This window comes from Dietzia sp. NPDC055340 (assembly GCF_053645335.1).
On record NZ_JBSHML010000011.1, the window covers coordinates 53,591 to 77,071 of the forward strand.

A 23,481-nucleotide genomic window follows, 5' to 3' on the forward strand; every position below is an offset into this window, starting at 1 on the left:
ATCAGGATCGTGTCCGTATTCCGGTCACGTACACCTACAACGGCAGAGGTACCGGGAATGTTCCCGGGTGGATGATTTCGGTCACGACATGTGGCGGAATGAAATACCCGTCACCGTGAGTTCCGGGTTTCGATGAGCAGCGTGAACGGGCCGTCGTTGACCGAGCGCACCTGCATCATCGCGCCGAAGACCCCGGTCGAGACCTCGAGCCCGCGGTCACGAAGACCGCGCACCACGGCCGCCACAGCCAGCTCGGCCACCTCACCGGGTGCGGCCCGGGACCATGACGGGCGCCGCCCCTTGGCTGTCGAACCCATCAGCGTGAACTGGCTGACCACCAGGACCGGGGCGCCGACCTCGACCGCGCTCGTCTCCTCACGCAGGATCCGCAACTCCGCGATCTTGCGGACCATCGTGTCGATGTCCGCCTCGTCGTCGTCGTTCGATACCCCCAACAGCACCAACAGCCCCGGGCCGGGGAGGGCGCCCACCACGGCGTCGTCGACCGTGACCGACGCCTCGGTGACCCGCGAGACCACGGCCCTCACCCGTCGGCCCCCGGCGATGACGCGCCCTCCGGGGCGTCGGCGGGGGACGATCCCCCGGGAGCCGCGGCCTCGGCCCCCGGCGGCAACAAACCGGGGACCCCGGCGGGTACGAGGAAGCCGTGCAGGAACAGGTCGACGACCACCCGACGTACCGGCGCCGCGAGTTCGTCCGGATCGGCGCCCGCCGCCGCGCCCGCGAGGATCACCAGATCCGCCAACGATAGGGCGCCAGTCCGCGCGCCCCGCAGCACCGTGGCGGTGAACTGATCGATCTCGTGTCGCCACCGCGCGCCGGTGACCCGCTCGACCACGACGGTGGCGGGACCCGCCGGCAGGCCGTCCGGGCCGGTGGGCGCCAAGGACTCCGACACGTGCAGATGGACGTCGGGGGAGACGGTGAACACGGTCCGGTCCAGCGCGACGTCCTCGCTGCCATGACGGTGCGCGGCCTCGCGCAGCCACGCGGTGCGGGCGAAATAGGCCTCCGCCTCGTCGCCCAGGCCCGCGTCGAAGGGGTGCGTCAGGTCCTCACACAGCACCGACGACGGGCCGTCGATGCGTCGCAGATACACGTAACCGAACCCGATGCCCGCCACGCCCTCGTCACGGAAGTGGTCCAGCCAGGCGTCGGCCGCCTTCCACGTGGACTCGTCGCGCGGGTCCATCCCCTCGTCGGTCAACCATGTCCACGCGTAGAGGCCCGGATCGGACGAGTCCCTGCGGAGGAACCAGGCATCGACCCCGTCGGCCGGCACCCACGCGGCCACATGCGAACGCCAGTCCACGTCCTCCCGCTCGACCCAGGACGCCAGCAGGATCGCCGTCCCGCCCTCGGCGAGATGTTCCGGAGCGCCGGACACGACCGTCCGACTGGCGCCGTCGAGTGCGAGCCCCGACTCCCGGTACGAGTGACCCATCTCGGACGGGCCCACCACGAACGGCGGGTTGGCGACGATCCGGTCGAAAGTCCGCCCGGCGACGGGGCCGAACCACGGGCCCTGGACGAGCTCGGCCTCCATCGCGTTGATCGCCAGAGTCGCCTCCGCCAACTCGAGGCACCGCGGGGTGATGTCCGTGCCGGTCCCGGCCTCGCCGGACTCGAGCGCGTGCACCAACTGGATGCCGCAGCCCGTTCCCAGATCAAGAACGGAACCGGCGGGGGAGGTGGGCGTGATCCGCAGGAGGGACAGCGTGGCCTGGCCCACGCCGAGCACGTGGTCCGGCCGGGTCCCGGTGCGGACCATCGACCCGTCGACGTCAGAGAACACCCAGCGGGTCCCGTGGCCGGTGTCGACGGGACGGAGGTCGACGAGTGCCTGCACCGCGCCGTCGTCACCGACGGACCACAGGCCCGCCCCGATGCCGGCCCCGAGGTCGACCTCCGGGAGCAGTTCGGTGACCACAGCGCGGGGGAGCGCATCACCCAACACGAACAGACGCACCAGCGCGCCGGCCGCGCCGGAGTTCCGGGCGTGGCGCCGGACGACCGCAGCGTCCGAGCGGGCGAGCGCCGAGACGGCCTCCTGTCCCAGGGCCCGCTCCAGCCCCGGAACGGTGTACCCGTGCTCGCGGAACGCCGCGGCCAGAAAGGGGGAGAGAACCGCGAGGGAGTCGGTGGAACGGGTCACGGGTTCAGGGTCGCTTTCGTCAGTGGTCGCCGCTGGTGGGTTCGTCGGTGTCACCGGTGTCGTCGGCCTCATCGGCCTCATCGGCTTCCTCGGGGCCATCGGTGTCGGCCTCGCCGTCGCCGTGGGGGTCGGTGTGGGCATCGGTGGTCTTGCCCGTCAACCCGGACGGCAGGGCCACCGTCCGCGGCGCGGACAGGCGCCCCGCGTTATAGGTGCGGGCCTGCTGCTTGGGGAGCGGCGGGCGATCGTTGGCGCCGATCACGGCGATCCACGGGATCGGGATCGATCCCGCGACGATCGCCAGCGCGATCCACGGGTTGTTCCAGAGCGCGAGCGCACCCGCAGCGAGCAACAGTGCCGGGATCCGGACACTCATCAACAGGAAATACCGCTTCTTCCGGGCCGCGAGTTCGTCCTGGTACGACTGTCGCGCCCCGGTGATGAGGACGGGGCTCGAGGTGTCATCCCGATCCCCGGACCGCTTTCGTCGGAAGTCGGGTGCCATGGACCCCAAGGTACTCCGGGGTGCGCGCTGGAGCGTTGGCGCGGTGACGGCCGGGTGCGGCATCATGAGGGGGTGAGCACCACCCGGACCAAGACACTCGAGCGTCCCGAGGTCACTACGACCGAGGAGACGGAGGACGACGCCCCGAAGTTCTTCCACTACGTGGACAAGAGCAAGATCGCCGAGAGCGCGGTCATGGGAACCTACGTGATCGCCCTGTGCGGTGAGGTCTTCCCGGTCACCCGCTCGGCCAAGCCCGGTTCTCCGGTATGCCCGGAGTGCAAGCGCGTCTACGAGACCCTGAAGCCTGGTGAGTGATCCCGGAGCGGTCCCGGGCACCGAGGAACTGACCGCAGAACCCATCACCCCGCCGGCCGGCGGGCCGTCGCTGCGCGCCTGGCAGCGCACAGCCCTGCGCAAGTACCTCATGGCCCGGCCCAAGGACTTCCTCGCCGTGGCCACGCCGGGTGCCGGCAAGACGACGTTCGGCCTCCGGGTCGCCAACGAGTTGCTGGCGGACCGGACCGTCGACACGATCACGGTCGTCGCGCCGACCGAACACCTGAAGTACCAGTGGGCGGCCTCCGCGGCCCGTGCCGGGATCGCGTTGGACCCCGAGTACAGCAACTCCTCGGGGGCACTCGCTCCCGAGTTCCACGGTGTGGTGGTGACCTACGCGCAGGTCGCAGCGCACCCGTTCAAGCATCGCGGGCGCACCACGGCACGCCGCACACTGGTGATCCTCGACGAGATCCACCACGGCGGTGACGCGAAGAGTTGGGGCGACGGTATCCGCGAGGCGTTCGAGGACGCCGAGCGCCGCCTCTCGCTGACGGGGACACCGTTCCGCTCGGACGACAGTCCGATCCCGTTCGTCACCTACGAGCCCGACGGTCAGGGTCATCAGCGTTCGAAGGCCGACCACGCCTACGGCTACGCCGACGCGCTGGCCGACGGCGTCGTCCGTCCCGTCGTCTTCCTGGCCTACTCCGGTGAAGCGCGCTGGCGTTCCAACGCCGGCGAGGAGTTCTCGGCCCGCCTCGGTGAGCCGCTCAGCGCGGACCAGATGTCCCGGGCCTGGCGAGTCGCGCTCGACCCGCACGGCGACTGGATGCCGGCGGTTCTGCAGGCGGCCCACACCCGGCTGCGCCAGATCCGCGCGGGCGGTGTTCCGGACGCCGGCGGCCTGGTGATCGCCACCGATCAGGAGCGCGCGCGGGAGTATGCGGCGTTGCTGACCGAGATCACCGGCAAGCCGCCGACGGTGGTCCTGTCCGACGACCCGACGGCATCGAGCCGGATCGGTGCCTTCTCGGATTCGACCGACGAGTGGATGGTTGCCGTCCGCATGGTCTCGGAGGGCGTCGACGTGCCCCGACTCAGTGTGGGCGTCTATGCCACCAGCGCCTCCACCCCGCTGTACTTCGCCCAGGCCATCGGGCGGTTCGTGCGTTCGCGGCGCCCGGGGGAGACCGCCTCGGTGTTCCTGCCGTCGGTGCCTGTGTTGCTGAAGCTCGCCTCGGAGATGGAGGCCCAGCGCGATCACGTGCTGGGTAAGCCGCATCGGGAGGAGGGGCTGGAGGACCAGCTGCTCGCCCAGGCGAACCAACAGCAGGACGAGAACACGGAGGACGAAGAGGACCGCGGCTACATCTCCCTGGGCGCGGACGCCGAGCTCGACCAGATCGTGTACGAGGGGTCTTCGTACGGCACCGCGACATTCGCCGGCAGTGAGGAGGAGGCCGACTACATCGGGCTCCCCGGCCTGCTGGGAGCGGACGACGTGAAGGCCCTTCTGCGGCAGCGGGAGAAGGAGCAGTTGAGGGATCGTTCCTCCGCGCAGGCCTCCGGGCCCGGGGCGGTGTCCGTGGTGGGCGCCGACCCCGCCGTGTCGGGAGCGACTCTGCCGGGCAACGCCGCGGGCCCCGGCGCCCACGCCGGCGCCGCCGCCGAGCGGGTCGCCTCGGCCGCCGAGCTCAAGGATCTGCGGCGCCAGCTCAACACCCTGGTCTCCGTGTACTCGGGCCGCCTGGGCAAGTCCCACGGGGCGATCCACTCCCAGCTGCGCAACGCCTGCGGTGGGCCGCCCGTGCCGATGGCCTCGACCGAGCAGATCCGCGAGAGGATCTCGACCCTGCGCAGCTGGTAGGTCCTCCGACCGGCCTCACCAAATCCAAGAAATCCGCTACTCGGATGCCCGATCCGCTACCTGCCTGCGGGTATCGGATCGTGCGGGGGAGTAGCGGATCTCTCCGGGGCGGGTCAGTCCAGGTAGTCGCGCAGGACCTGCGAGCGCGACGGGTGCCGCAGCTTCGACATGGTCTTCGACTCGATCTGGCGGATCCGCTCGCGGGTCACGCCGTAGACCTGGCCGATCTCGTCGAGGGTCCGGGGGAGGCCGTCGGTGAGGCCGAAGCGAAGCCGGACCACGCCGGCCTCACGCTCGGAGAGCGTGTCGAGCACGGACCGCAGCTGGTCCTGCAGAAGCGTGAAGCTCACCGCGTCCACCGCGACCACGGCCTCGGAGTCCTCGATGAAGTCGCCGAGCTGCGAGTCGCCCTCGTCGCCGATGGTCTGGTCGAGCGAAATGGGCTCCCGGGCGTACTGCTGGATCTCCAGCACCTTCTCCGGGGTGATGTCCATCTCCTTGGCGAGCTCCTCCGGGGTGGGCTCGCGGCCCAGATCCTGGAGCAGCTCACGCTGGATGCGACCGAGCTTGTTGATGACCTCGACCATGTGCACCGGGATACGGATCGTGCGGGCCTGGTCGGCCATGGCGCGGGTGATGGCCTGGCGGATCCACCAGGTGGCGTATGTGGAGAACTTGTAGCCCTTGGTGTAGTCGAACTTCTCGACCGCGCGGATCAGACCGAGGTTGCCCTCCTGGATGAGGTCCAGGAACGCCATGCCACGCCCGGTGTAGCGCTTGGCCAGGGAGACGACCAGCCGGAGGTTGGCCTCGAGCAGATGGTTCTTCGCGCGGACGCCGTCCCGCTCGATCCACTTGTAGTCGCGCCGCTGAGCGGTGGTGAGCTTCTCGCCGCGCTCGGCGACCTGCGCCATCCACCACGTGGAGTACAGGCCCGCCTCGATGCGCTTGGCGAGCTCCACCTCCTCCTCGGCGTTGAGGAGGGCGACCTTGCCGATCTGCTTGAGGTATGCGCGCACGGAGTCCGCGGACGCGGTGAGCTCGGCGTCCTTGCGGGCCTGCCGCAGAGCCTCGGACTCGTCCTCGTCCCAGACGAAGTCACCGGAGGCCTTGTCCTTGGCGGAGGGCTCCTCCTTGGTTTCCTCGTCGGCCTCTTCGTCGTCCTCGACATCCTCGACCTCGACGTCTTCCAGCTCGGAGGTGTCGGGCTCGGCCTCGAGGTTCTCCGCCGACTCGTCGATCTGATCCTCGTCGACCTCGGACGTCGCCGGGGAGGTGGTCTTCTTGGCCGCCGTCTTCTTGGCGGCGGTCTTCTTCGCCGCCGTCTTTTTTGCCGCGGTCTTCTTGGCGGGGGCCTTCCTGGCCGCGGCCTTCTTCGCGGGCGCCTTCTTGGCGGCGGTCTTCTTGGCGGGGGCTGCGCCCGTGACCTCGGTGCCTGACGGATCGCCGCTCTCTGCGGGATCCGAACTGGTGGTCTTCGTGGCTGCCACAAACGCCCCTTCACAACCGGTTGCTAGATAGGAATCGGGGATCGGTGCCGCGTGCTCTGCAGACACTCGAGCCGTCCGCCTTGCGGTACCGGGCCCGTCCCCGGCCGGTACATGAGTCCGGCCTGCGCCATTGTAACGAGGAACCGGCGCGAGGGTCGCATCCGGCGGGGTTAACCGGGTCGGTCCTCGGTGACGGAGAGCGCCTCTCCGAGGTCGATGGCGCCGGAGTGCGCCGCGGCATAGAGGGCGGCACCGATGATCCCGGCGTCGTTGAGACGCACGGCCGCGCGAACGGGGGTGCGGTTCTCCAGAAGCGGGAACCACTCGTCGGCGGCCTCGCTGACCCCGCCCCCCAGCACGAATGCACGAGGCCACAGCAGGTCCTCGATCGCGCGAAGCACGTTGGACAGGTGCGGGGCCCATTCGGCGAAGGACATCTCCTCGCGCGCCCGGACGGCGCCCGACGCGAGGTGTTCGGCCTCATCGAAGCCCCGGCCGGCGATGTCCTCAATCATCAGATGGCCGAACTCGCTGTTGGGGATGAGCCGCCCGTTCATGAGCAGCGCGGAGCCGATCCCGGTTCCGATCGTGAGAAGGATCACGAGCCCGTCGACGCCCTCGCCCGCCCCGTAGTGCACCTCGGTCAGCCCGGCGGCATCGGCGTCGTTGAGCATGACAACCGTGCGCCCGGGCAGATGGCGGTCGAACAGGTCCACCACGTCGCAACCGATCCACGACTCGTCGATGTTGGGCGCGATCCTTGCGATCCCCTCGTGGATGACGGTCGGGACGGCCACCCCCACCGACCCGTCCCAGTCGAACTCGTCGACCATCTCCCGGATCGTCGCGGCGATCGCGTCGGGGGTGGCAGGCTGCGGGGTCGGCCTGAGCAGCCGGTCGCCGATCAACTCGCCGTCGGTCAGGTTCACCCGCCCGACCTTGATGCCGGTGCCGCCCACGTCCACCCCCAGGCCGACGGGGGCGGTGTCGGAGGAGTCAGAGGTGGTGTCGGCCAAGGAGGGCTCCCGGGTACGGGCCGCGATACACGGCGGGGATGGATCCGGCCCCGCGGGACGGGGCACGATGGGCGGTGGTCGCCCGCCCGACAGGCTATCCGCGGCGCCGGTCGGAGCGGGCCGATTGGACGACGACAACGACGACGAGGATGAGGATCGCATGACTGGAGACACGGCATCGGCTGGGTCGGACGACAGCCGTCCCGGGTTCATCGACGAGTTGCGGGAGCTCGCCGACCGGCTGGCTACCTCCGGGGGCGAGGTGGCGCGGCGGATGCTCGCCGAATTCGAGGGACAGGGGCTGGGTGCGCGGTCCAAGAGTTCGGCAACGGACCCGGTCACGGTCATAGACACGTCGGTGGAGAGTCACCTACGCGGGGAGATCACCGCGCACCGGCCCGGCGACACGGTGTTGGGCGAGGAGACCGGCGAGGCCCCCGGCTCCGGTGCGGCCAGCCGGGTGCGGTGGGTGGTCGACCCGGTGGACGGGACGGTGAACCTGCTCTACGGCATCCCGTTCACCGCGGTATCGGTCGCGGCTGAACTCGACGGTGTCGTCGTCGTCGGCGCCGTTCACAACATCGTCACCCGGGAGACCTGGACGGCCGCGCTCGACCGCGGGGCCACCCTCCGGGCAGCGGACGGTCAGGTCACCACGCTCGGTGTATCCGGCTGCGACGACCTGTCTCTCGCCCTGGTCGGCACCGGGTTCTCCTACGACGCGAAGCTGCGGGCCGAACAGGGCAGAGCGGTCGCGGCACTCCTGCCCGCGGTCCGCGACATCCGACGGTGCGGATCCGCGGCGCTCGACCTGTGCATGCTCGCCACCGGCCGTCTCGACGCCTACTACGAGCGCTGCCTCAAGCCCTGGGACTATGCGGCAGGGGGCCTCATCGCGGCGGAGTCTGGAGCGATCGTCTCGACCTCCCGCGACGACGCCGTGCCCACCGTCGCCGCGGGCCCGGGCGTCTCGGAGGCGTTCCGGCAGGCGCTACGGGATTGCGGGGCCCTCTAGGGTCGTCGGGCCGGCCGGAGACCAACCGGCAGCTTCAGACCCCGGAAGGGGTCAGCAACTGACGGAACGGGCGGCCGCGAGCTCGGTGGAGATCGGCTGGCGCCCCACCTTCAGCTCGTCGAGCGCCCCCACCGAGGACACCGAATCGGACAGTCTCGAGAAGGTGGTGCCCAGCACGAGATCCACGGACGCGTCGTCCCGGCCATCGGTGACCAGCTGCATGCACGGCGCCGTCAGGGAAAGCGAACGGGCATTGGCCTCGCCCGCCTCGCCGTAGCGGATCTGCCCGTGGCACTCGAGCGCCTGGCCGTAGATCGGGTCGTTGCCGGTCGCGTCGGTGCCCGCGGGTTGGAAACCGCTCTCCGCGAGCTGAGCGGCGACGGCGCCCGCCTGACCGCTCTGCCCGTTGGCGTTGAGCACCCGCACACGGGTGTCGTCCAGGAACGCCGGCTCGACCTCGTCCAGAGCGTTGGCCGACTGCGACTCCAGGCCGGCCCCCTCCGCAGCCTCCGGGATCGGACAGGCGACGGCCTGGGTCGCGGCGTCATTTCCACGGAGCGCGAACGCCCACACGAGGCCTCCGAGGACCAGCACCGCGACCACGAACAGCACGTAGGGGGCCCGCAGGCGCGCCATCCCCCGAGCGGGGGACGGGCTCGGAGTGCTCTGTGTGCTCAGGTGGGCGACCATCGATGGCCTTCCTGCAGGTGGGCGGCGTGACGGCCCGGCAGGGCCCTTCGGCAACACTGTAAACGCCGACGCAGTCGCGCCGCCGCCGGGACACGGAAGGAACCCGTGGATGAAATTCCGTGGGGATTCCGTTAATATGCGTGCGCCGGTCGGACCACGACCGATGCGCGAACCCCTCGACTCGGACCCGCAGAAAAGAGACTCATGGCAACCGACTACGACGCACCCCGCCGGACAGAGGCGGACGAGCTCGCCGGCGATTCGCTGGAAGAGCTCAAGGCCCGACGCGCCGAGGGCGCCACGGGCGAGGTCGACGTGGACGAGACCGACACCGCCGAATCCTATGAACTGCCGGGCGCAGATCTCTCCGGTGAGGAACTGACGGTCCGTGTGGTGCCGGAGCAGGACAACGAGTTCACGTGCGGCGAGTGCTTCCTCGTTCATCACCGGAGCCGCTTCGCCGAGGAGCGCGACGGCCTGCAGATCTGCGTGGACTGCGCGGGCTGAGACACCGCTGACCGGCCACCGGGTGATCCCGGCGGCCGGTCGGGCGATGCCCCTGCAGAGCACTGATCCCGGGCCCGACGGGCCCGGGATCAGCGCATCAGGTGTGGTGTCAGCAGTAGTGGTTGTCCGGCAGCGCCGCGGCGAGTCCCTCCGGGTCCCGGGTGCTGATCAGCCAGTACGGCGTGGGATCCAGCGGGTCGTCCAACACCACGATCACCATCGTGGGGATGTAGCCGCGATGAACCACGAAGGCCTCGGGATCCAGCTGCCGGCCCATGGCGGCCTGCTTGGCGGTGGCGGGGACCACGGCCGTGCGGGAGATGGCGTCGAAGGGAAGCCGGGCGCGGCCAGCGTAGAGGGTCCCGCCGCCCTGCCCGTCCGACTCGACCTCGATCTTCTCGCGGCTGACAGTGACGAAAAGCCAGGCCATGAGCGCCGGGATGACCACGATCAGCAGCCACATCCACCATCGGGCCCCGAGCGCGGCCGCCAGGGCCGCTGCTGCAGCGGTGATGGCGACCAGGGCGATCCACCACCACACGGGCACCCGGAGAGACTCCGAGTGAACCGGACGAGGAGCACGGTCGCGGGGTGGGCGGAGATCGTCTTCGGTCACGTGAACCAGACTAGCTACTATCCGGCGCGACGCCGTAGGAGGGCACAGACACCATGAACCACGACCATGACACGAGCGGATCGGGTCAGATGCTCCGTCTGCAGCGACTCGATGCCGGTCTTCCGCTGCCGGTACGGGCCCACCCGACCGATGCCGGAATCGATCTCCACGCCGCGCACGAGTGCGAGTTGGCGCCCGGTCATCGATCCCTGGTCGGTACGGGCGTCGCGATCGCCCTGCCGGCGGGCTACGTGGGGCTCGTGCACCCCCGCTCGGGACTGGCCGCGCGCGCGGGGCTGTCCATCGTCAACGCCCCCGGCACCGTGGACGCCGGTTACCGGGGCGAGATCAAGGTGAACCTGATCAACCTGGACCCCGCCGAGACGGTGCACATCGTCCGCGGTGACCGGATCGCTCAGCTGATCATCCAGCAGGTCGAATTGTGGGATGTGGTGGTGGTCGAGACCCTCGAGGACTCCGAACGAGGTGCCGGTGGCCACGGATCCACGGGTGGGCACGCCCGCCTGACCTGACCGGGGAGGCGGCTGTTGGGTAGCGTCGACCGAGACGGTCCTGTCCGGGACCGGGGCGCACGGGGAGAGGATTTCCACCATGTTCGGACGTAAGAAGGCGGCGACCGGGGCCCGCGAGTCCGCGGCAGCGGACGCGGCCGCTGCCTCGACCCCGCCGGCCGAGGGGCCCCACGACCGTTCGTTCATCGGTGATGTCCGCGAGTACTACACCGACCTCGGTTACGGGCATATCGACCTCGGCTCCCTGGTCATCGGTGTCCCGCCGGGTCGTGACCTGAACGTCGCCCTGGACCCCAACGGGCAGCCCGAGTTCCACGTCGTCACCCAGGTGTCGCGGGTCATCCCGCGCGCGTTCGCCGCGCCCAAGTCGGCGGGACAGTGGCGGACCATGGTCTCCGACATGCGTGAGCAGCTCGAGCAGCAGGGAGCGGACGTATCAGTCGTGGACGGCCCGTGGGGTCGGGAACTGGTGGCAGAGCTCCCCGGCGCGGTGTTCCGCGCGATCGGAGTGGACGGGAACCGTTGGACGGCCGAGGTCCGGGTCATGGCCACCCCGGAGCTCGCGGAGCAGGCGGCTGACGAGGGCCGCGAGGTCTTCCGTCATCTGGTGATCAACCGAGGTGACGGCCCGATGCCCGTGAAGGAGCAACTCGCGCTGACCATCCCCGAGGAGATCCAGTCGGCCCTGACCCAGGCGCGTTCACAGCTCGCCGCGCAACAGCAGGCCCAGGCGTTCCAGCAGCAGATGGCAGCCGGCGGCGCGGACCGGCAGGCGACGCAGGGCGACTCCGGACAGCAGGCACGAGCCGCCACAGCGCCGACGCCAGCGCAGCAGCAGGCTGCTCCGAACCCGGCTACTCAGAACCAGTCTGCCCAGAACCAGGCTGCTCCGGCTCAGGATGCACCGTCCGGCCCGGCTCGGAACGAGGGGCGTCCGGCCGCGCCGCGGCGCGACGGTAGCGCGATGGACCGGCTCCGTGACGGCGACGATCTGTAACCCGCCCGGCTATGGCGAGTAGCTGATGTCCACGTTGGCGCGAGCGCTGCGAAAGATCTCTGCGCGCCTGACCGACCCGGTCGAGGTACTCGACGCGGCCGAACTGGCGGGTCGGGTCACAGGCTCCGGATCACTGTGTGTCGTGGACGCGTCCCGGGGCGACCGGGCGAGCCTGACCGGTCGCATTCGCACAGTCGTCTCCGGTGGGGGCGATCACCATCTCGGCGTCACCGCCGAGGTCTTCGACGGAACGGGCGCGATCGAGGTCTGCTGGCTGGGGCGACGGTCCATTCCCGGAATCGACACGGGCAGGTATATCCGTGTCACCGGTCGTGTCGGACAACGGCACGGCCGCAAGATCATGTTCAACCCGCGCTATGAACTGCTCGCAGGGCGGCCGGGCCACACCGTGGAGGAATCAGATGACCGAGCCTGAGCAGCGGGCAGGCCGGACCTCCGGCCCCCGATCGGCGTTCGGCGACCCCGACGCGTCGCTGATCGACCAGATGGGCGGGATACGCGGATTGGTGTTCTCCTCGATCCCGATCCTCGCGTTCGTACCCATCAATGCGATCTGGGGACTGACCGCGGCGATCTGGGCCGCTTTGGGTGTGGCGGTCGCGATGCTCGGCTGGTCGCTGGTTCGGCGTGAGAACCCGCAGCCGGCGATCTCCGGGTTCATCGGTGTCGCCATCTGTGTCTTCATCGCGTGGCGGACCGGAAGCGCGAAAGGGTACTTCCTGTACGGGATCATCACCCAGGCCGTGTACGGCGGAGCGTTCGCGATCTCCGCGTTGATCCGGTGGCCCCTGGCCGGTGTGATCTGGGGCTTCCTGGACGGTAGGGGGATGGCCTGGCGTCGCAATCCCCAGGCAAGGCGCTGGTACGCGGTCGCGACCTGGGTCTGGGCGGCGCTTTTCGCGATCCGCGCCGTCCTCCAGTACGTGTTGTACCTCAACGACGAGGTCAACTGGCTGGGCGCGGCCCGCATCGGGATGGGATGGCCGCTGGCGTTGGTGGCGTTCGTGGTCACGGTGTGGGCCATACGCCGTGCGATGACGCATGAAGAACCCGTGGAGACGGATGACACCGTCGGGGAATCGCAGGAGGCGACGGGGCAGGGAATTGAAGCCCGTGGTGAGCCCGTCGCGAGTAAGGTGGACGACTCGCCGGAGAATGACACGACGGTGGGCGGGCAGGAGCGCTGACTGTTTCGGCGACGAGTGATACCGCAAAGCCCCGGTGGCCAGGATGGCCACCGGGGCTTCTGAGTCCCCTCGGAAGGGTGCTGGATGTGGTCAGACGGCGCTGGCCGCGGTACGGGAGAAGTCGCTCGGTCCGGTGATGGCTCGGTAGGCGACCGTGGAGGCCAGTGCCGTGATCGGGATTGCGACGAAGAGGCCGACGAGCAGGGCGATGAACCCGACGATGATGATCAGGACGTTCAGGATCGCCAGCAGGAAGAGATTTCCGCCATCAGACTTGATGGCGTTGAAGCTCGACTTGATCGCATCGCCCGGGCCCATGTTGCGGTCGATCACGAAGTGGAACGTCCAGTACAGGAAGAACATGATCGCGATACCCGGGATGATGAGCAGGACCAGCCCGATCGTCGTGGCGATTCCGACGATGATGCCGGCGACGACGAACGACCCGAAGTTGGTGAGCTTGAAGAAGCTGCCGATGTCCGGCTTGTATCCGTCGACTTCAAGCAGGGAGCCCCGGATGGAGAAGGCCTGGATCAGGAACCCGACAACGATGGTCAGGATCGAGCCGATAAGGGAGACGCCCACCGATTCGGAATTCGAGAAGTAGCTGGTGATGGCGTTGGCGAGGAACGACACGAGGGTGATGAGCACCCACGGCAGCGGGTTGTTCTTGAACAGTTGCCAGGCCGCGCCGATGGCCTCGGTGGCGGACGGCCTCCCGATCGCTACACCGCCTCCGCCTGCTCCTGCGTGCGGGTAGGCGGCGCCGTAACCGGGCGCTCCGTACTGCTGCCCGTAATCCTGCTGGCCATAACCCTGGCCGGGGTACGGCTCCTGCGGTGACTGACCGTAGCCCTGATGACCGTAACCTTGCTGATCGTAGCCCTGGTGACCATAACCCTGGTCAGGGTAGGGGTCCTGGCCCTGCTGGCCGTAGCCCTGCCCGTAGTTCGAGTCGCCCTGCTGCTCCCAGCCCTGCTGGCCCGACCCGGTGTTGTACGGGTCGTTGTGCGAACCGTCTCCGGTCGGGGAGCCTCCGCCTCCGGTGGTCATGTCGTCTCCATATCGTCAGAGTGGCCGCAGATACCTTCCACGACACCTCCTACGAACCTAGTGCCGACGGGGGCTTCTGGGGAGGTCCAACCCGCCGTGGAGCGCGAGCCCGATCCCGGGAAATACGAGATAGCCCCGCTGACCGATCGTCAGCGGGGCTATCCCGATCACCGTGAGGTGAGGTCAGATGTTGGCGTCGATCTCGACGGCCTGTGCGACACCGGCGACCGTGGCGGCGACCTTGACGGCCTCCCACGCCTGCTCCTTGGTGAGGCCCTCCTTGCGGATGACCGCGTCATGAGCGGCGGTGCAGTTCTCGCAGCCGTTGATTGTGGACACGGCCATCGACCACAGCTCGAAATCAGCCTTCTCGACACCCGGGTTGGCGATGATGTTCATCCGAAGGCCCATACGGACCTGGGTGTAGTCCTCGCCCAGGAACTCCTTGGCACGGTAGGACACATTGTTCATCGCCATGATCGAGGCGGCGCCGAGGGCGGCGTTGAACGCCTCGTCCGAGAGGTGCCCGCGGGCCTCATCCGCGATCTCCGACAGCACGGTGGCCGAGCGGGTGGCCGCGGCGGTCGCGAGGAAGGTGCCCCACAGCTGCTGCTCGTTGAGCTCCGTGGAGCGAGCGAGCGAGCTGAGGTTCAGCTTGAGATCCTTCGCGAACTCGGGGAGTCCGGACTTCAGGTTCTCGATGCTCACTTGATGCCCTCCTGCAGCATCTCCATCTTGTCGATGTTCTTGGTGGGGTCGTTCTTCTGCCAGTTGCAGGCGCAGACCTCGGAGGACTGGAGGGCGTCCAGCACTCGCAGGACCTCGTCGACGTTGCGGCCCACGGCGTCGGGGGTGACCGAGACGAACTGGATGACGTTGTCCGGGTCGACGATGAAGGTGGCGCGATCGGCCACGCCGCCGGCGTTCTCGACACCCAGGGCCCGGATCAGCTCATGCTTGATGTCCGACAGGAGCGGGAAGGGGACGCCCTTGAGCTCGTCGTTGGTCGCGCGCCAGTTGAAGTGCGCGAACTCGTTGTCGATGGAGCCGCCGAGGACCTGCGTGTCGCGGTCCTGGAAGTCCTCGTCGAGCTTGCCGAACGCGGCGATCTCGGTGGGGCAGACGAAGGTGAAGTCCTTCGGGTAGAAGAAGATCACGCGCCACTTGCCGGCGTAGGACTGGTTCGAGATGGTCTCGAAGTAGTCCTCGGGCTGCTGCGCGTTGACCTCGCGGAGGTCGCCGCCCTTCAGAGCGGTCAGCTCGAAGTCGGGGAACTGGTCGCCGATGGTGAGAAGTGCCATGTGATCCTCCTGAGGATTGGGCCGTTGTGGGACGGACAACGACCACTATGCATGAGCCTCTTCAACAGGTAAAGCCTAATGAGACAGAGATCACTCATAGTTTAAGCCGAATAGTCATCGACTTCGGGCTATCGATCGGCCTAGGCTGATCGGCATGGTTGATCAACGGTTCGTTCCGAGCGTGATGCAGCTCAGGGTGTTCCTCGCGATCGCGGAGAGGCTCCACTTCCGGAGCGCCGCGGAGGAACTGGGCATGAGTCAACCTTCGTTGTCGCAGGCGCTCGCGACGCTGGAGGAGGGGCTGGGCCTTCATCTCGTCGAGCGCAGTACGCGGTCAGTGCTCGTCACGCCCGCGGGGCAGCAACTGCTGCCGTTTGCGCGCGCCGCGGTGGCCGCGATGGACGCGGTCGCCGATGCCGCGGCAGGCAGCGGCGGACCGCTCGTGGGCCAGCTTCGAATCGGCGTCATCCCCACGGCCGCACCGTACCTCCTCCCCGGGCTGTTGCCCGCGCTCGCCGAGAGGTTCCCGAGCCTCAGGCCGCGGATCGTGGAGGACCAGACCGCTAGACTGGTCGAGGCGCTCCGCAGCGGTGCTGTCGATCTGGCGCTGATGGCGGTTCCGACGGATGCGGCAGGGGTGGTGGCCATCCCGCTGTACACCGAGCGGTTCGCCCTGCTCGTCCCGGCCGGACATGATCTGGACGGCGTTGACGGGATATCGCCGGAAGCTCTGGCCGACGAGCCGCTGTTGCTGCTGGACGAGGGGCACTGCCTACGGGAACAGACCGTCGAGCTGTGTCGACGTGTCTCGGTTCCGGTCCTGGGCCGGGAAGAGTCTCGTGCGGCGTCGCTTGCCACGGCCGTCCAATGCGTCGCCGGTGGTCTCGGGGTGACGATCGTCCCCGAATCCGCGGTCGGGCCCGAGACGCGGGATCCCGGGATCGGGGTCGCGACGTTCGCCGATCCTTCGCCGGGGCGGACGATGGCGTTGTTCTTGCGGACCGCGGCCGCCGCGGACGACGCGTACAGGGAGTTCGGCCACGTCGTCACGGAGGTCGCCGCGGAGGTCTTCGGCGCACGGGCCGTATAACGTTCAGCCCGCGTCGTCCGGGGTCGCTGCCGGGCCGGTGGGGGCGGTGGGCGACATCCTTTCGAGCCGGTCCGTCGCCCGCACGAAGCGTGCACGCAGGGACCCTGTCCGGACGATCCACCCGCGTTGAAAAGCGACGAACTCGGCTCGGCCTCGCGCGGTCTCCACCGGAATCGGCTTCAGCCCCCATTCCGACAGGTCGTAGGGAGACGACCTCATGTCGACCTCTCGTGCATCGAACGCTGCGCCGAGGGCGTCCAACAGGAGTTCGCCGGGTGCGCCGGCTTCCAGCAACGCCGTGTACGAGTAGATGTCCATCCCGGCGTGTAGGCACGCGGGTTGCTCGTTCGCGATCTGCCCGTCCCGGGAGAGGGCCGGCTCGTTGAGTGGGGCAGCGGCTTCGGTGAAGAAACGGTAGGCGTCGAAGTGGGTGCAACGCAGGCGGGAGCCGCGCACGACGTCATCGATCGCGTCGGGCGAAATCCGCAGGGGCACCTGTCCGTGCCGCGCCCCGTCGGCCCCTGAGCGGTAGAGCATCGCCCATTCGTGAAGGCCGAAGCAGCCGGTCGCCCCGGGTCGGGTGGCGGTTGACTCGACCACGCTCCGCGCGCGTCGAATCCGGTCCCCGCGTCGAGCCATCACCGAATCCGGGTCGACGACCAATCCGCAACGTCCGTAGAGGGAGTCCCGACGATAGTGGCGCCATTCCGCTCTGTCATCGTGGTGTGCGTTCTCGAGGATCACGCCCGGCCCGGGATGCCATCGGCGAACGGTACCGACGCTGGTGCGGTAGTAGGTGAAGAGGAAGTCGACGACCGGGTGCTCGGCGCCGCGCCGTCGACGATCCAGGTGGTCGCCGGTCATCGCGTCGACGAGCTGGTGATGACGGCGCTCCCTGGCTCGCCAGAGTGATTCCGGCAGCAGAACGGGGGAGCGGGTCGGCGCCCGCCTCGGTTCCCGCGCCACCGTCACAACCGCTTTTTCCTCTTGGGACGGTGGACCCGCGATCGGGCTGGACGCCGGGTGGCGGGCTTGGGCGCGGGTTCGCGCCGCCGACGGGGGACCTCGATCTCGGGCCCGAACACTGCGTCGAGCCTGGCCTGCGCGCCGGTGGCGTCGGCATCGACCCGGTCGATGCTCATGCCGGCTTTCCTCGCCTGCTCGATCACCCGCATGGCCTCTCCGGGCCGCACGACCGCGGCCACCGTGCCGGCCGCATTGCCGCCGCGGCCGGTCCGACCGGAACGGTGCACGAGGTCCTGGATGGAATGGGGAGGCCCGACGTGGACGATCTGCCCGATGTCCTCGAGGTCCAGGCCCCGTCCGGCGAGGTCAGTGGTGACGAGCACCCTGACGGCGCCGCTGGCGAGTTCTCCGAATGCGGTCGCGCGGCGGTGAGGAGAGGCGGAACCCGACACGCCGGCCGCGGGGACGCCGACGTCGGCGATCGACGCGCGGAGCGGTTCGACAGCGTCCCTTCGGGCGACGAAGAACAGTGCGCGTCTGCATCGTGCGGACAGCGAGGTCGCGCATCGCTCGGGATCGTCGGCGGTGAGGACGATCAGGTGACGGGGCTGGCTGCTGTCCGCGGGTACGGCGGCCTTCGGCGATGTGGCGGGTGGTTGGCCCCGGTGGTCCGGGACGGCGACAACGGCTGCCGGCTCGGGCGCGCCGAGCTCGCCAGCGCCCGGGACCTGGTCGCCACCGCCTTCGATGCGGTGGATCCGGAGGTCGGGGTGACGACGACGAGCCGCGGCTTCGACGTCGGCATCAGCTGTGGCGGTGGTCGCCATCAAGGTGGCACCGGCGCATCGGGCCAGTAGCGCGGCGGTCTGCTCCCCGAACGAGGCATCCAACAACCGGTCGACTTCGTCCAGGACGACGATCCGGATATCAGCGGGGTCGAGGGCCCCGCTGCGCATGAGGTCGACGAGGCGCCCAGGCGTGCCCACCGCGATGTCGACGGGAGCGATCAACGCGCGTTTGTCCTTGGCGAGGGGTTGCCCGCCCACGAAGCTGGCGGTCCGGAGCCCGGCTCCGGCACCGACCTCGGCCAGGACCTCATCGTTCTGCAGCGCCAGTTCCCGGGTCGGGGCGACCACGATCGCCCGCGGTCTACCCGGGACGCTCGGTGCGCCGGAGATCCGGTGGACGACGCCGATGGCGAAGACGAGCGTCTTGCCGGAACCGGTCGGTGCGACGGCGAGGAGATTCTCGCCGTTGACGGCGTCGCTCAACGCGGCTGCCTGGATTGCGCTCACCGGTCCCGAGACGATCCCGGAGACCGCATGGCGGATGGGGACCGCGACCCCGAGCTCGGTGAGCAGGCGATCCAGGCCGGGGCGTGCGTCGCCGGTCAGGCCCGCACCTCCGAACGATCGCCGCTCCACAGGGTGTGGTAGCTGCCTTCACTGTCGGTGCGCAGGTAGGTGTGGGCACCGAAGAAGTCACGCTGGCCCTGGATGAGGGCGGCGGGAAGACGCTCGGTGCGGAGACCGTCGTAGTAGGCCAGTGCCGCCGAGAACCCGGGCGCCGGGATTCCGGCGCCCACCGCCGTGGTCACCACACGACGCCAGCTGTCGACACAGTCGGCGAGAGCCTCGGCGAAGTACGGAGCCGCGAGAAGGGTGGGCAGGTCCGGGGTCTGCGCGTAGGCCTCACGGATCCGGTCGAGGAAGGTGGCCCGGATGATGCATCCACCGCGCCAGATGGTCGCCAGATCGCCTCGTGCCACGTCCCACCCGTGCTCGGCGCTCGCGGCGGTGATCTGATCGAAACCCTGCGCGTAGGCGATGATCTTCGACGCGTAGAGCGCCCGCCTGACGTCCTCCACGAAATCGGCACCGGGCTCCGACGGGATGGACAGACTGCCTGAGGGGAGTCCCTGACCGGCTTCACGCTGGGGGACAGAGCTCGAGAGCGCGCGTGCGAAGACGGCCTCGGCGATACCGGTGACCGGCACGCCGAGGTCGAGTGCCGACTTGACCGTCCAGCGCCCGGTGCCCTTCTGACCTGCCCGATCCACGATCACGTCGATCAGGGGCCCGCCGGTCGCCGCGTCGACCTGGGCGAGCACCTCTGCGGTGATCTCGATGAGGTAGGAGTCGAGCTCGCCGGTGTTCCAATCCCGGAACACCTCGGCCATGGGGCCGGGCTCGATTCCCGCGACCCCGCGGAGCAGGTGGTAGGCCTCGCCGATCAGCTGCATGTCGGAGTACTCGATGCCGTTGTGGACCATCTTCACGAAGTGGCCCGAACCGTCCTCACCGATGTGGGTGCAGCAGGGCGTGCCGTCGACCTTTGCGGAGATGGACTCGAGCATCGGCCCCACGACCTCATAGCTGGAGGCCGGGCCGCCGGGCATGATCGACGGTCCCTCGAGGGCGCCCTCCTCGCCGCCGGAGATGCCGGCGCCGATGAATCGGATACCGCGCTCGGCCATGGCCTTCTCGCGGCGGATCGTGTCGGTGTACAGCGCGTTGCCGCCATCAATGATGATGTCGCCCTCGTCGAAGGCGTCGGCGAGAGCGTCGATCACGGCATCCGTGGGCGCGCCCGCCTGGACCATCACCAGGGCCCGACGCGGGGAGCTCAGCGCCGCGGCGAACTCTTCGATCGTCTCCGTGCGGATGAAGCTGCCCTCGGAGCCGTGCTCGTCGAGCAGGAGGTCGGTCTTGCCCGCAGACCGGTTGTGTACGGCGACCGTGTAACCCCGGCGGGCGAAGTTTCGGGCGATGTTGGAGCCCATCACGGCAAGTCCGGTGACCCCGATATCGGCGGTTCCGGTCGTGGCGGTCGCGGTCTGCGCGTCCTCGCGCTCAGTACTCATGGGGACAAGGGTAGTCGACGCCGGTCGACACGGCGGACCTGCGGTGATGGAGGATCCGGTGGGGACTCGTTACTGAGAGGGTTCTATGAACTATCTGACAGATCACTGTTGCACTCAGTGCAGAGTTTGCCGGAACCGACCGGAAATCCTTGGAGTTGCGTGGCGATGTGTTGTAACACTTAGTACCGGGCCGGGTGACGGGCGCCACTGCGGGACGGGGGGATCGGACCGCGTGGTGCGCCATCCCGAGGGGTGCCGGCCACTGTCAAGTGGGGATATACACAGGGGGAAGACCAGATATGACCAGCTCCGTTCTGCCTGAGCAGATGGTTGGTATGAGCACGGTGTTCGAGGACACGACCGAGAAGCTCGGCACGTTCCGGGCCGGATACCCGAAGTTCTATTCGATGGCGGACCTCGGGACCCAGTCCCGTCGCCGCTGGGTCCCGCTCGAGGACGCCGTGGACGGCGGTCGGGTGGAGTTGATGTTCCGCAACTACTTCGCGGACTCCGGCGATATGCGATTTTCCACCTATCTCGTGGCGGAGGCGTTCACCCATGGAGTTCTCGGCCGTGCGGTCGCGAGTTTCGTGACCATCGGACGGGTCTGGGACACCGGCGCCGAGAACATGGCTGTGCGGACGGACATCGAGGGGGGCCTCGACTGGGCGGGCGTTCGCGACACGACGCTGCGGGTCCTTCCGGGCGACCCGTGCGCCGGTTCGCCCGGCACGGTCGTGCTGCCGTGCGAGCAGGCGCTCGCCCAGTGGCTGGCCTGCCGCGCGCGGGGCACGCTGTCGACCGTGTTCGCCGGACTCGCCGAGGTGAGCAACTGTAGCCAGGAGACGCTGTGGTCGGTGGCCGGCGAGAGCGTTCTGGGTGCCGCAACAATCGTCCCGACTTTCGCGGGGACCAGCCCCGAGGTCGGGTACCGACGCGGGCAGCTCGTGCTGCAGGCGTTGCACGACTCCGGTCTGGCGGTGCGAAAGCGGAGCCGCCTGCCCCGTACGCCGGGCGCCGGTCCGATCCCGGTCCGCGACCGCGGGTGGCGTTCGGTCCGCTGACATCTCCTGACGCGCCTCTCCGTGTCGAGCGCGCGGGTAGCCTCTGGACGGTCGCCCGGGCACTCCGGGCCGGACGGTCGCCCGGAGTGTCCGGGCCGGGAGAAGAGGTCAGATGTCGGAGATGAACAGCGATGTGATCAGGCAGGTCCGCGAGCATGAGGACGTGGGCTTCGGCGGGGTGATCGGTCTGGAGTACCGCGACGTGACCCCGGATCGAGTCGTCGTGACCGTTCCGGTCGGCCCGCACCTCCATCAGCCGCACGGGATCGTCCACGGCGGCGTGTACTGCGCGATCGCGGAGACGGTCGCGAGCGTGGCGGGCTCCGTGTGGCTGGGCGGCGAGGGTCGGGTCGTGGGCGTCAACAACTCCACCGATTTCCTGCGCGCGGTCACCGAGGGGACACTCACCGCGACCGGGACCCCGGTGCACCGCGGGCGGTCTCAGCAGCTCTGGCGGGTTGAGATCGCTGACGATCGGGACCGGGTCGTCGCGGTCGGTCAGGTTCGTCTCGCCAATCTCCAGTAGCACCGGGCACGCATCATCGCACGATCCGAGAAACCCCCGGCGGGACACTTCCCGCCGGGGGTTTCTCGCATCCACCCGCGGCCAGCTGTCGAAGTCCGGAGCGGGCGGGCGGCCTCGTCGGCTAATGCACGGACTCGGCGTCCTGTCCTGCGCGGTCGGAATTGCTATCGGTCGCCGCCGAGTCGCGCCGGGCCTGCTCCGCAGTGCGCAGCGCCGCGGCTTCGTCGGCGGCGACCCGCTCGATCGCCTCTCGCGCGTACACCCACTGCTTGGTCGAGGTCAGCTGGGAGCGATGGTCGCCACCCATGTGCATTCCCCAGGAGAACATGGTGGTGATGCGGTTCTTGAAGCCGATCAGGTACGCCAGGTGGACGATCAGCCACATCACCCAGGCGATGAAGCCGGAGATCTCGATCTTTCCCATCTTCACCACGGCGCTGTACCGGGAGACCGTGGCCATGGAGCCCTTGTCGAAGTACTTGAACGGAGGCCGGTCGGCCGGCGTCTTGCCCTTCTCGACCTCGTTGATGATCTGCTTGGCGGCGTACTTTCCGCCCTGGATCGCGACCTGGGCGACGCCGGGAAGATTGTCCAGACTCATCATGTCGCCCACCACGAAGATCTCGGGGTGCCCGGGCAGCGAGAGGTCCTTACGGACGAGGACGCGGCCGGCTCGATCGATCTCCGCGTCCGTCTGGTCGGCGAGCATCCGTCCTAGCGGGCTCGCCTTCACACCGGCGGACCAGATCTTGCAGGAGGCATCGATTCGCCGAACCGAACCGTCGGGATCCTTCACTTCGATGCCGTTGTAATCGACATCGGTGACCATCGCGTTGAGCTGGATCTCGACGCCCATCTTTTCCAGACGGGCACGGGCCGCATTGCCGAGATTGTTGCCGAAGGGAGGAAGCACGGCCGGCGCGGCGTCCAGCAGGATGACGCGGGCCGAAGCGGGATCGATACGCCGGAAACTGTCCTTGAGGGTGTGCTGGGCCAGCTCGGCCACCTGGCCGGCCATCTCGACGCCCGTGGGGCCGGCGCCGACGATGATGAAGGTCAGGAGCCGGCGGCGCTCGTCCTCGTCGTCGATGACCTCGGCCTGCTCGAAGCAGCCCAGGATGCGACTGCGCAGCTCGAGGGCGTCGTCGACCGTCTTCATGCCGGGCGCCCAGCGCTCGAAGTGGTCGTTACCGAAGTAGGACTGGTTGGCGCCGGCGGCCACGACCAGGCTGTCGTACTCCAGGTCGAAGGCGATGTGACCGGCGGTGGCGTGAACACGCTTGCCGGCGACATCGATCTTGTTCACATCGCCCAGGACCACGGTCGCGTTCTTCTGGTCGCGCAGGATCAACCGCGTCGGCGGGGCGATCTCACCGACGGACAGGATCCCGGTCGCCACCTGGTACAGCAGGGGCTGGAAGAGGTGGTGTCCGGTCTTGGCGATCAGCGTCACGTCGACGTCGGCTTTCTCCAACTGCTGCGCAGCGAACAGGCCGCCGAAGCCGGAGCCGATGATGACGACACGGTGCCGGCGGGGCACCGGCGTGGCTGCGGTGACCTGGTCGGATGCGGGCTCGGTCATGGTGGCTCCTGTGAGGCTCGGTGTAGGTCGGGGCGCAGTGGCCTCATCGCTGTTCAGGGCTCGCGGAAATCGCGCGGGCACGGGTTCCAAGGATAGTGGTCGCGCGCACAGCGCGCACGAGGAGGCGGGAGGAT

25 protein-coding genes are annotated in these 23,481 nt (G+C 68.8%); 11 read left to right on the forward strand and 14 right to left on the reverse strand.

What is annotated here, in order from left to right; all coding sequences use genetic code 11:
- Positions 1–110: 110 nt before the first annotated feature.
- From dtd to ACWIFB_RS09935, 3 genes are read right to left on the reverse strand one after another with little or no spacing between them, the layout of a single operon-like run.
- The gene (gene dtd, locus ACWIFB_RS09925) at positions 111–548 is read right to left on the reverse strand and encodes a D-aminoacyl-tRNA deacylase (RefSeq protein WP_452098784.1); all 438 of its coding nucleotides are present in this window, start codon (positions 546–548) and stop codon (positions 111–113) included.
- Positions 545–2,176, reverse strand: coding sequence for a DUF7782 domain-containing protein (locus tag ACWIFB_RS09930; RefSeq protein ID WP_454058148.1), 1,632 nt, complete (start codon positions 2,174–2,176; stop codon positions 545–547). The genes dtd and ACWIFB_RS09930 overlap by 4 nt, the downstream gene beginning before the upstream one ends.
- 19 nt (positions 2,177–2,195) lie before the next feature.
- On the reverse strand, positions 2,196–2,681 hold the full coding sequence (locus ACWIFB_RS09935; RefSeq protein ID WP_454058149.1) for a DUF3099 domain-containing protein: 486 nt from the start codon (positions 2,679–2,681) through the stop codon (positions 2,196–2,198).
- Positions 2,682–2,753: 72 nt separating this feature from the next.
- Here ACWIFB_RS09935 and ACWIFB_RS09940 point away from each other — a divergent pair, with 72 nt between their 5' ends.
- Complete coding sequence (locus ACWIFB_RS09940) at positions 2,754–2,999, forward strand: DUF3039 domain-containing protein (protein ID WP_230929020.1); 246 nt, start codon at positions 2,754–2,756, stop codon at positions 2,997–2,999.
- 28 nt (positions 3,000–3,027) lie between these two features.
- Positions 3,028–4,830 carry a DEAD/DEAH box helicase gene (locus tag ACWIFB_RS09945; protein WP_454058192.1) on the forward strand — a complete coding sequence of 601 codons (1,803 nt, stop codon included), beginning with the start codon at positions 3,028–3,030 and terminating at the stop codon, positions 4,828–4,830.
- Positions 4,831–4,943: 113 nt separating this feature from the next.
- Here ACWIFB_RS09945 and ACWIFB_RS09950 read toward each other — a convergent pair whose 3' ends face one another.
- Both ACWIFB_RS09950 and ppgK read right to left on the reverse strand, forming a co-directional pair.
- Positions 4,944–6,386: an RNA polymerase sigma factor gene (locus tag ACWIFB_RS09950; RefSeq protein ID WP_452098788.1), complete on the reverse strand. Its 1,443-nt coding sequence runs from the start codon at positions 6,384–6,386 to the stop codon at positions 4,944–4,946.
- Positions 6,387–6,490: 104 nt separating this feature from the next.
- Complete coding sequence (ppgK, locus tag ACWIFB_RS09955) at positions 6,491–7,336, reverse strand: polyphosphate--glucose phosphotransferase (RefSeq protein WP_454058150.1); 846 nt, start codon at positions 7,334–7,336, stop codon at positions 6,491–6,493.
- A gap of 160 nt (positions 7,337–7,496) precedes the next feature.
- Here ppgK and ACWIFB_RS09960 point away from each other — a divergent pair, with 160 nt between their 5' ends.
- Positions 7,497–8,351, forward strand: a complete 855-nt coding sequence (locus tag ACWIFB_RS09960; protein WP_454058151.1) for an inositol monophosphatase family protein — start codon at positions 7,497–7,499, stop codon at positions 8,349–8,351.
- 51 nt (positions 8,352–8,402) lie between these two features.
- Here ACWIFB_RS09960 and cei read toward each other — a convergent pair whose 3' ends face one another.
- Complete coding sequence (gene cei, locus ACWIFB_RS09965) at positions 8,403–9,041, reverse strand: envelope integrity protein Cei (protein ID WP_452098792.1); 639 nt, start codon at positions 9,039–9,041, stop codon at positions 8,403–8,405.
- 204 nt (positions 9,042–9,245) lie between these two features.
- Between cei and ACWIFB_RS09970 the strand changes: the two genes are divergently transcribed.
- Complete coding sequence (locus ACWIFB_RS09970) at positions 9,246–9,548, forward strand: DUF4193 domain-containing protein (protein WP_230929015.1); 303 nt, start codon at positions 9,246–9,248, stop codon at positions 9,546–9,548.
- Positions 9,549–9,657: 109 nt separating this feature from the next.
- On the opposite strand, the gene ACWIFB_RS09975 is transcribed toward ACWIFB_RS09970, so the two are convergent.
- Positions 9,658–10,164, reverse strand: a complete 507-nt coding sequence (locus ACWIFB_RS09975) for a DUF3093 domain-containing protein (protein ID WP_452098793.1) — start codon at positions 10,162–10,164, stop codon at positions 9,658–9,660.
- Between the two features lie 53 nt (positions 10,165–10,217).
- On the opposite strand from ACWIFB_RS09975, the gene dut reads away from it, so the two are divergent.
- The 4 genes from dut (at position 10,218) to ACWIFB_RS09995 (ending at position 12,902) form a co-directional block, all read left to right on the forward strand.
- The gene (dut, locus tag ACWIFB_RS09980; RefSeq protein ID WP_454058152.1) at positions 10,218–10,697 is read left to right on the forward strand and encodes a dUTP diphosphatase; all 480 of its coding nucleotides are present in this window, start codon (positions 10,218–10,220) and stop codon (positions 10,695–10,697) included.
- A gap of 79 nt (positions 10,698–10,776) precedes the next feature.
- Positions 10,777–11,694 (forward strand): DUF3710 domain-containing protein, encoded by a 918-nt coding sequence (locus tag ACWIFB_RS09985; protein ID WP_454058153.1) that lies wholly within the window; start codon positions 10,777–10,779, stop codon positions 11,692–11,694.
- 25 nt (positions 11,695–11,719) lie between these two features.
- Positions 11,720–12,130, forward strand: a complete 411-nt coding sequence (locus tag ACWIFB_RS09990) for a single stranded DNA-binding domain-containing protein (RefSeq protein WP_230929011.1) — start codon at positions 11,720–11,722, stop codon at positions 12,128–12,130.
- Positions 12,117–12,902, forward strand: a complete 786-nt coding sequence (locus ACWIFB_RS09995) for a DUF3159 domain-containing protein (protein WP_452098796.1) — start codon at positions 12,117–12,119, stop codon at positions 12,900–12,902. The genes ACWIFB_RS09990 and ACWIFB_RS09995 overlap by 14 nt, the downstream gene beginning before the upstream one ends.
- Before the next feature lie 90 nt (positions 12,903–12,992).
- On the opposite strand, the gene ACWIFB_RS10000 is transcribed toward ACWIFB_RS09995, so the two are convergent.
- The 3 genes from ACWIFB_RS10000 to ACWIFB_RS10010 form a co-directional block, all read right to left on the reverse strand.
- On the reverse strand, positions 12,993–13,955 hold the full coding sequence (locus ACWIFB_RS10000; RefSeq protein WP_454058154.1) for a hypothetical protein: 963 nt from the start codon (positions 13,953–13,955) through the stop codon (positions 12,993–12,995).
- 183 nt (positions 13,956–14,138) lie between these two features.
- Positions 14,139–14,663, reverse strand: a complete 525-nt coding sequence (locus tag ACWIFB_RS10005) for a carboxymuconolactone decarboxylase family protein (protein WP_230929009.1) — start codon at positions 14,661–14,663, stop codon at positions 14,139–14,141.
- Positions 14,660–15,256: a peroxiredoxin gene (locus tag ACWIFB_RS10010; protein ID WP_230929008.1), complete on the reverse strand. Its 597-nt coding sequence runs from the start codon at positions 15,254–15,256 to the stop codon at positions 14,660–14,662. Before ACWIFB_RS10010 ends, ACWIFB_RS10005 begins: the two co-directional genes overlap by 4 nt.
- 154 nt (positions 15,257–15,410) lie before the next feature.
- Here ACWIFB_RS10010 and ACWIFB_RS10015 point away from each other — a divergent pair, with 154 nt between their 5' ends.
- Complete coding sequence (locus tag ACWIFB_RS10015; RefSeq protein ID WP_452098798.1) at positions 15,411–16,346, forward strand: hydrogen peroxide-inducible genes activator; 936 nt, start codon at positions 15,411–15,413, stop codon at positions 16,344–16,346.
- A 3-nt stretch (positions 16,347–16,349) separates the two neighbouring features.
- Here ACWIFB_RS10015 and ACWIFB_RS10020 read toward each other — a convergent pair whose 3' ends face one another.
- The 3 genes from ACWIFB_RS10020 to gndA form a co-directional block, all read right to left on the reverse strand.
- A complete protein-coding gene (locus tag ACWIFB_RS10020; protein WP_454058155.1) occupies positions 16,350–17,210 on the reverse strand; it encodes a hypothetical protein in 861 nt (286 codons plus the stop codon).
- Positions 17,211–17,314: 104 nt separating this feature from the next.
- The gene (locus tag ACWIFB_RS10025; RefSeq protein ID WP_454058156.1) at positions 17,315–18,736 is read right to left on the reverse strand and encodes a DEAD/DEAH box helicase; all 1,422 of its coding nucleotides are present in this window, start codon (positions 18,734–18,736) and stop codon (positions 17,315–17,317) included.
- The gene (gene gndA / locus ACWIFB_RS10030) at positions 18,703–20,175 is read right to left on the reverse strand and encodes an NADP-dependent phosphogluconate dehydrogenase (RefSeq protein WP_452098801.1); all 1,473 of its coding nucleotides are present in this window, start codon (positions 20,173–20,175) and stop codon (positions 18,703–18,705) included. Before gndA ends, ACWIFB_RS10025 begins: the two co-directional genes overlap by 34 nt.
- A gap of 299 nt (positions 20,176–20,474) precedes the next feature.
- Between gndA and ACWIFB_RS10035 the strand changes: the two genes are divergently transcribed.
- Entirely contained in the window at positions 20,475–21,239 is a 765-nt protein-coding gene (locus ACWIFB_RS10035; RefSeq protein ID WP_452098802.1) for a hypothetical protein, read from the forward strand.
- A 112-nt stretch (positions 21,240–21,351) separates the two neighbouring features.
- On the forward strand, positions 21,352–21,765 hold the full coding sequence (locus ACWIFB_RS10040; RefSeq protein ID WP_452098803.1) for a PaaI family thioesterase: 414 nt from the start codon (positions 21,352–21,354) through the stop codon (positions 21,763–21,765).
- 121 nt (positions 21,766–21,886) lie between these two features.
- On the opposite strand, the gene ACWIFB_RS10045 is transcribed toward ACWIFB_RS10040, so the two are convergent.
- Positions 21,887–23,347 carry an NAD(P)/FAD-dependent oxidoreductase gene (locus tag ACWIFB_RS10045; RefSeq protein ID WP_454058157.1) on the reverse strand — a complete coding sequence of 487 codons (1,461 nt, stop codon included), beginning with the start codon at positions 23,345–23,347 and terminating at the stop codon, positions 21,887–21,889.
- Between the last annotated feature and the right edge of the window lie 134 nt (positions 23,348–23,481).

Bases quoted from the DNA above. Each gene is read 5' to 3' on its own strand.
- ACWIFB_RS10015 (WP_452098798.1), top strand. From the start codon at position 15,411: ATGGTTGATCAACGGTTCGTTCCGAGCGTGATGCAGCTCAGGGTGTTC.
- gndA (WP_452098801.1), bottom strand. From the start codon at position 20,175: ATGAGTACTGAGCGCGAGGACGCGCAGACCGCGACCGCCACGACCGGA.
- ACWIFB_RS10035 (WP_452098802.1), top strand. From the start codon at position 20,475: ATGACCAGCTCCGTTCTGCCTGAGCAGATGGTTGGTATGAGCACGGTG.
- ACWIFB_RS09995 (WP_452098796.1), top strand. From the start codon at position 12,117: ATGACCGAGCCTGAGCAGCGGGCAGGCCGGACCTCCGGCCCCCGATCG.
- cei (WP_452098792.1), bottom strand. From the start codon at position 9,041: ATGGTCGCCCACCTGAGCACACAGAGCACTCCGAGCCCGTCCCCCGCT.
- ACWIFB_RS10040 (WP_452098803.1), top strand. From the start codon at position 21,352: ATGTCGGAGATGAACAGCGATGTGATCAGGCAGGTCCGCGAGCATGAG.
- ACWIFB_RS09985 (WP_454058153.1), top strand. From the start codon at position 10,777: ATGTTCGGACGTAAGAAGGCGGCGACCGGGGCCCGCGAGTCCGCGGCA.
- ACWIFB_RS10020 (WP_454058155.1), bottom strand. From the start codon at position 17,210: ATGACCGGCGACCACCTGGATCGTCGACGGCGCGGCGCCGAGCACCCG.
- ACWIFB_RS09970 (WP_230929015.1), top strand. From the start codon at position 9,246: ATGGCAACCGACTACGACGCACCCCGCCGGACAGAGGCGGACGAGCTC.
- ACWIFB_RS09935 (WP_454058149.1), bottom strand. From the start codon at position 2,681: ATGGCACCCGACTTCCGACGAAAGCGGTCCGGGGATCGGGATGACACC.
- ACWIFB_RS10010 (WP_230929008.1), bottom strand. From the start codon at position 15,256: ATGGCACTTCTCACCATCGGCGACCAGTTCCCCGACTTCGAGCTGACC.
- ACWIFB_RS09990 (WP_230929011.1), top strand. From the start codon at position 11,720: ATGTCCACGTTGGCGCGAGCGCTGCGAAAGATCTCTGCGCGCCTGACC.
- ACWIFB_RS10045 (WP_454058157.1), bottom strand. From the start codon at position 23,347: ATGACCGAGCCCGCATCCGACCAGGTCACCGCAGCCACGCCGGTGCCC.
- ACWIFB_RS10000 (WP_454058154.1), bottom strand. From the start codon at position 13,955: ATGACCACCGGAGGCGGAGGCTCCCCGACCGGAGACGGTTCGCACAAC.
- dut (WP_454058152.1), top strand. From the start codon at position 10,218: ATGAACCACGACCATGACACGAGCGGATCGGGTCAGATGCTCCGTCTG.
- ACWIFB_RS09960 (WP_454058151.1), top strand. From the start codon at position 7,497: ATGACTGGAGACACGGCATCGGCTGGGTCGGACGACAGCCGTCCCGGG.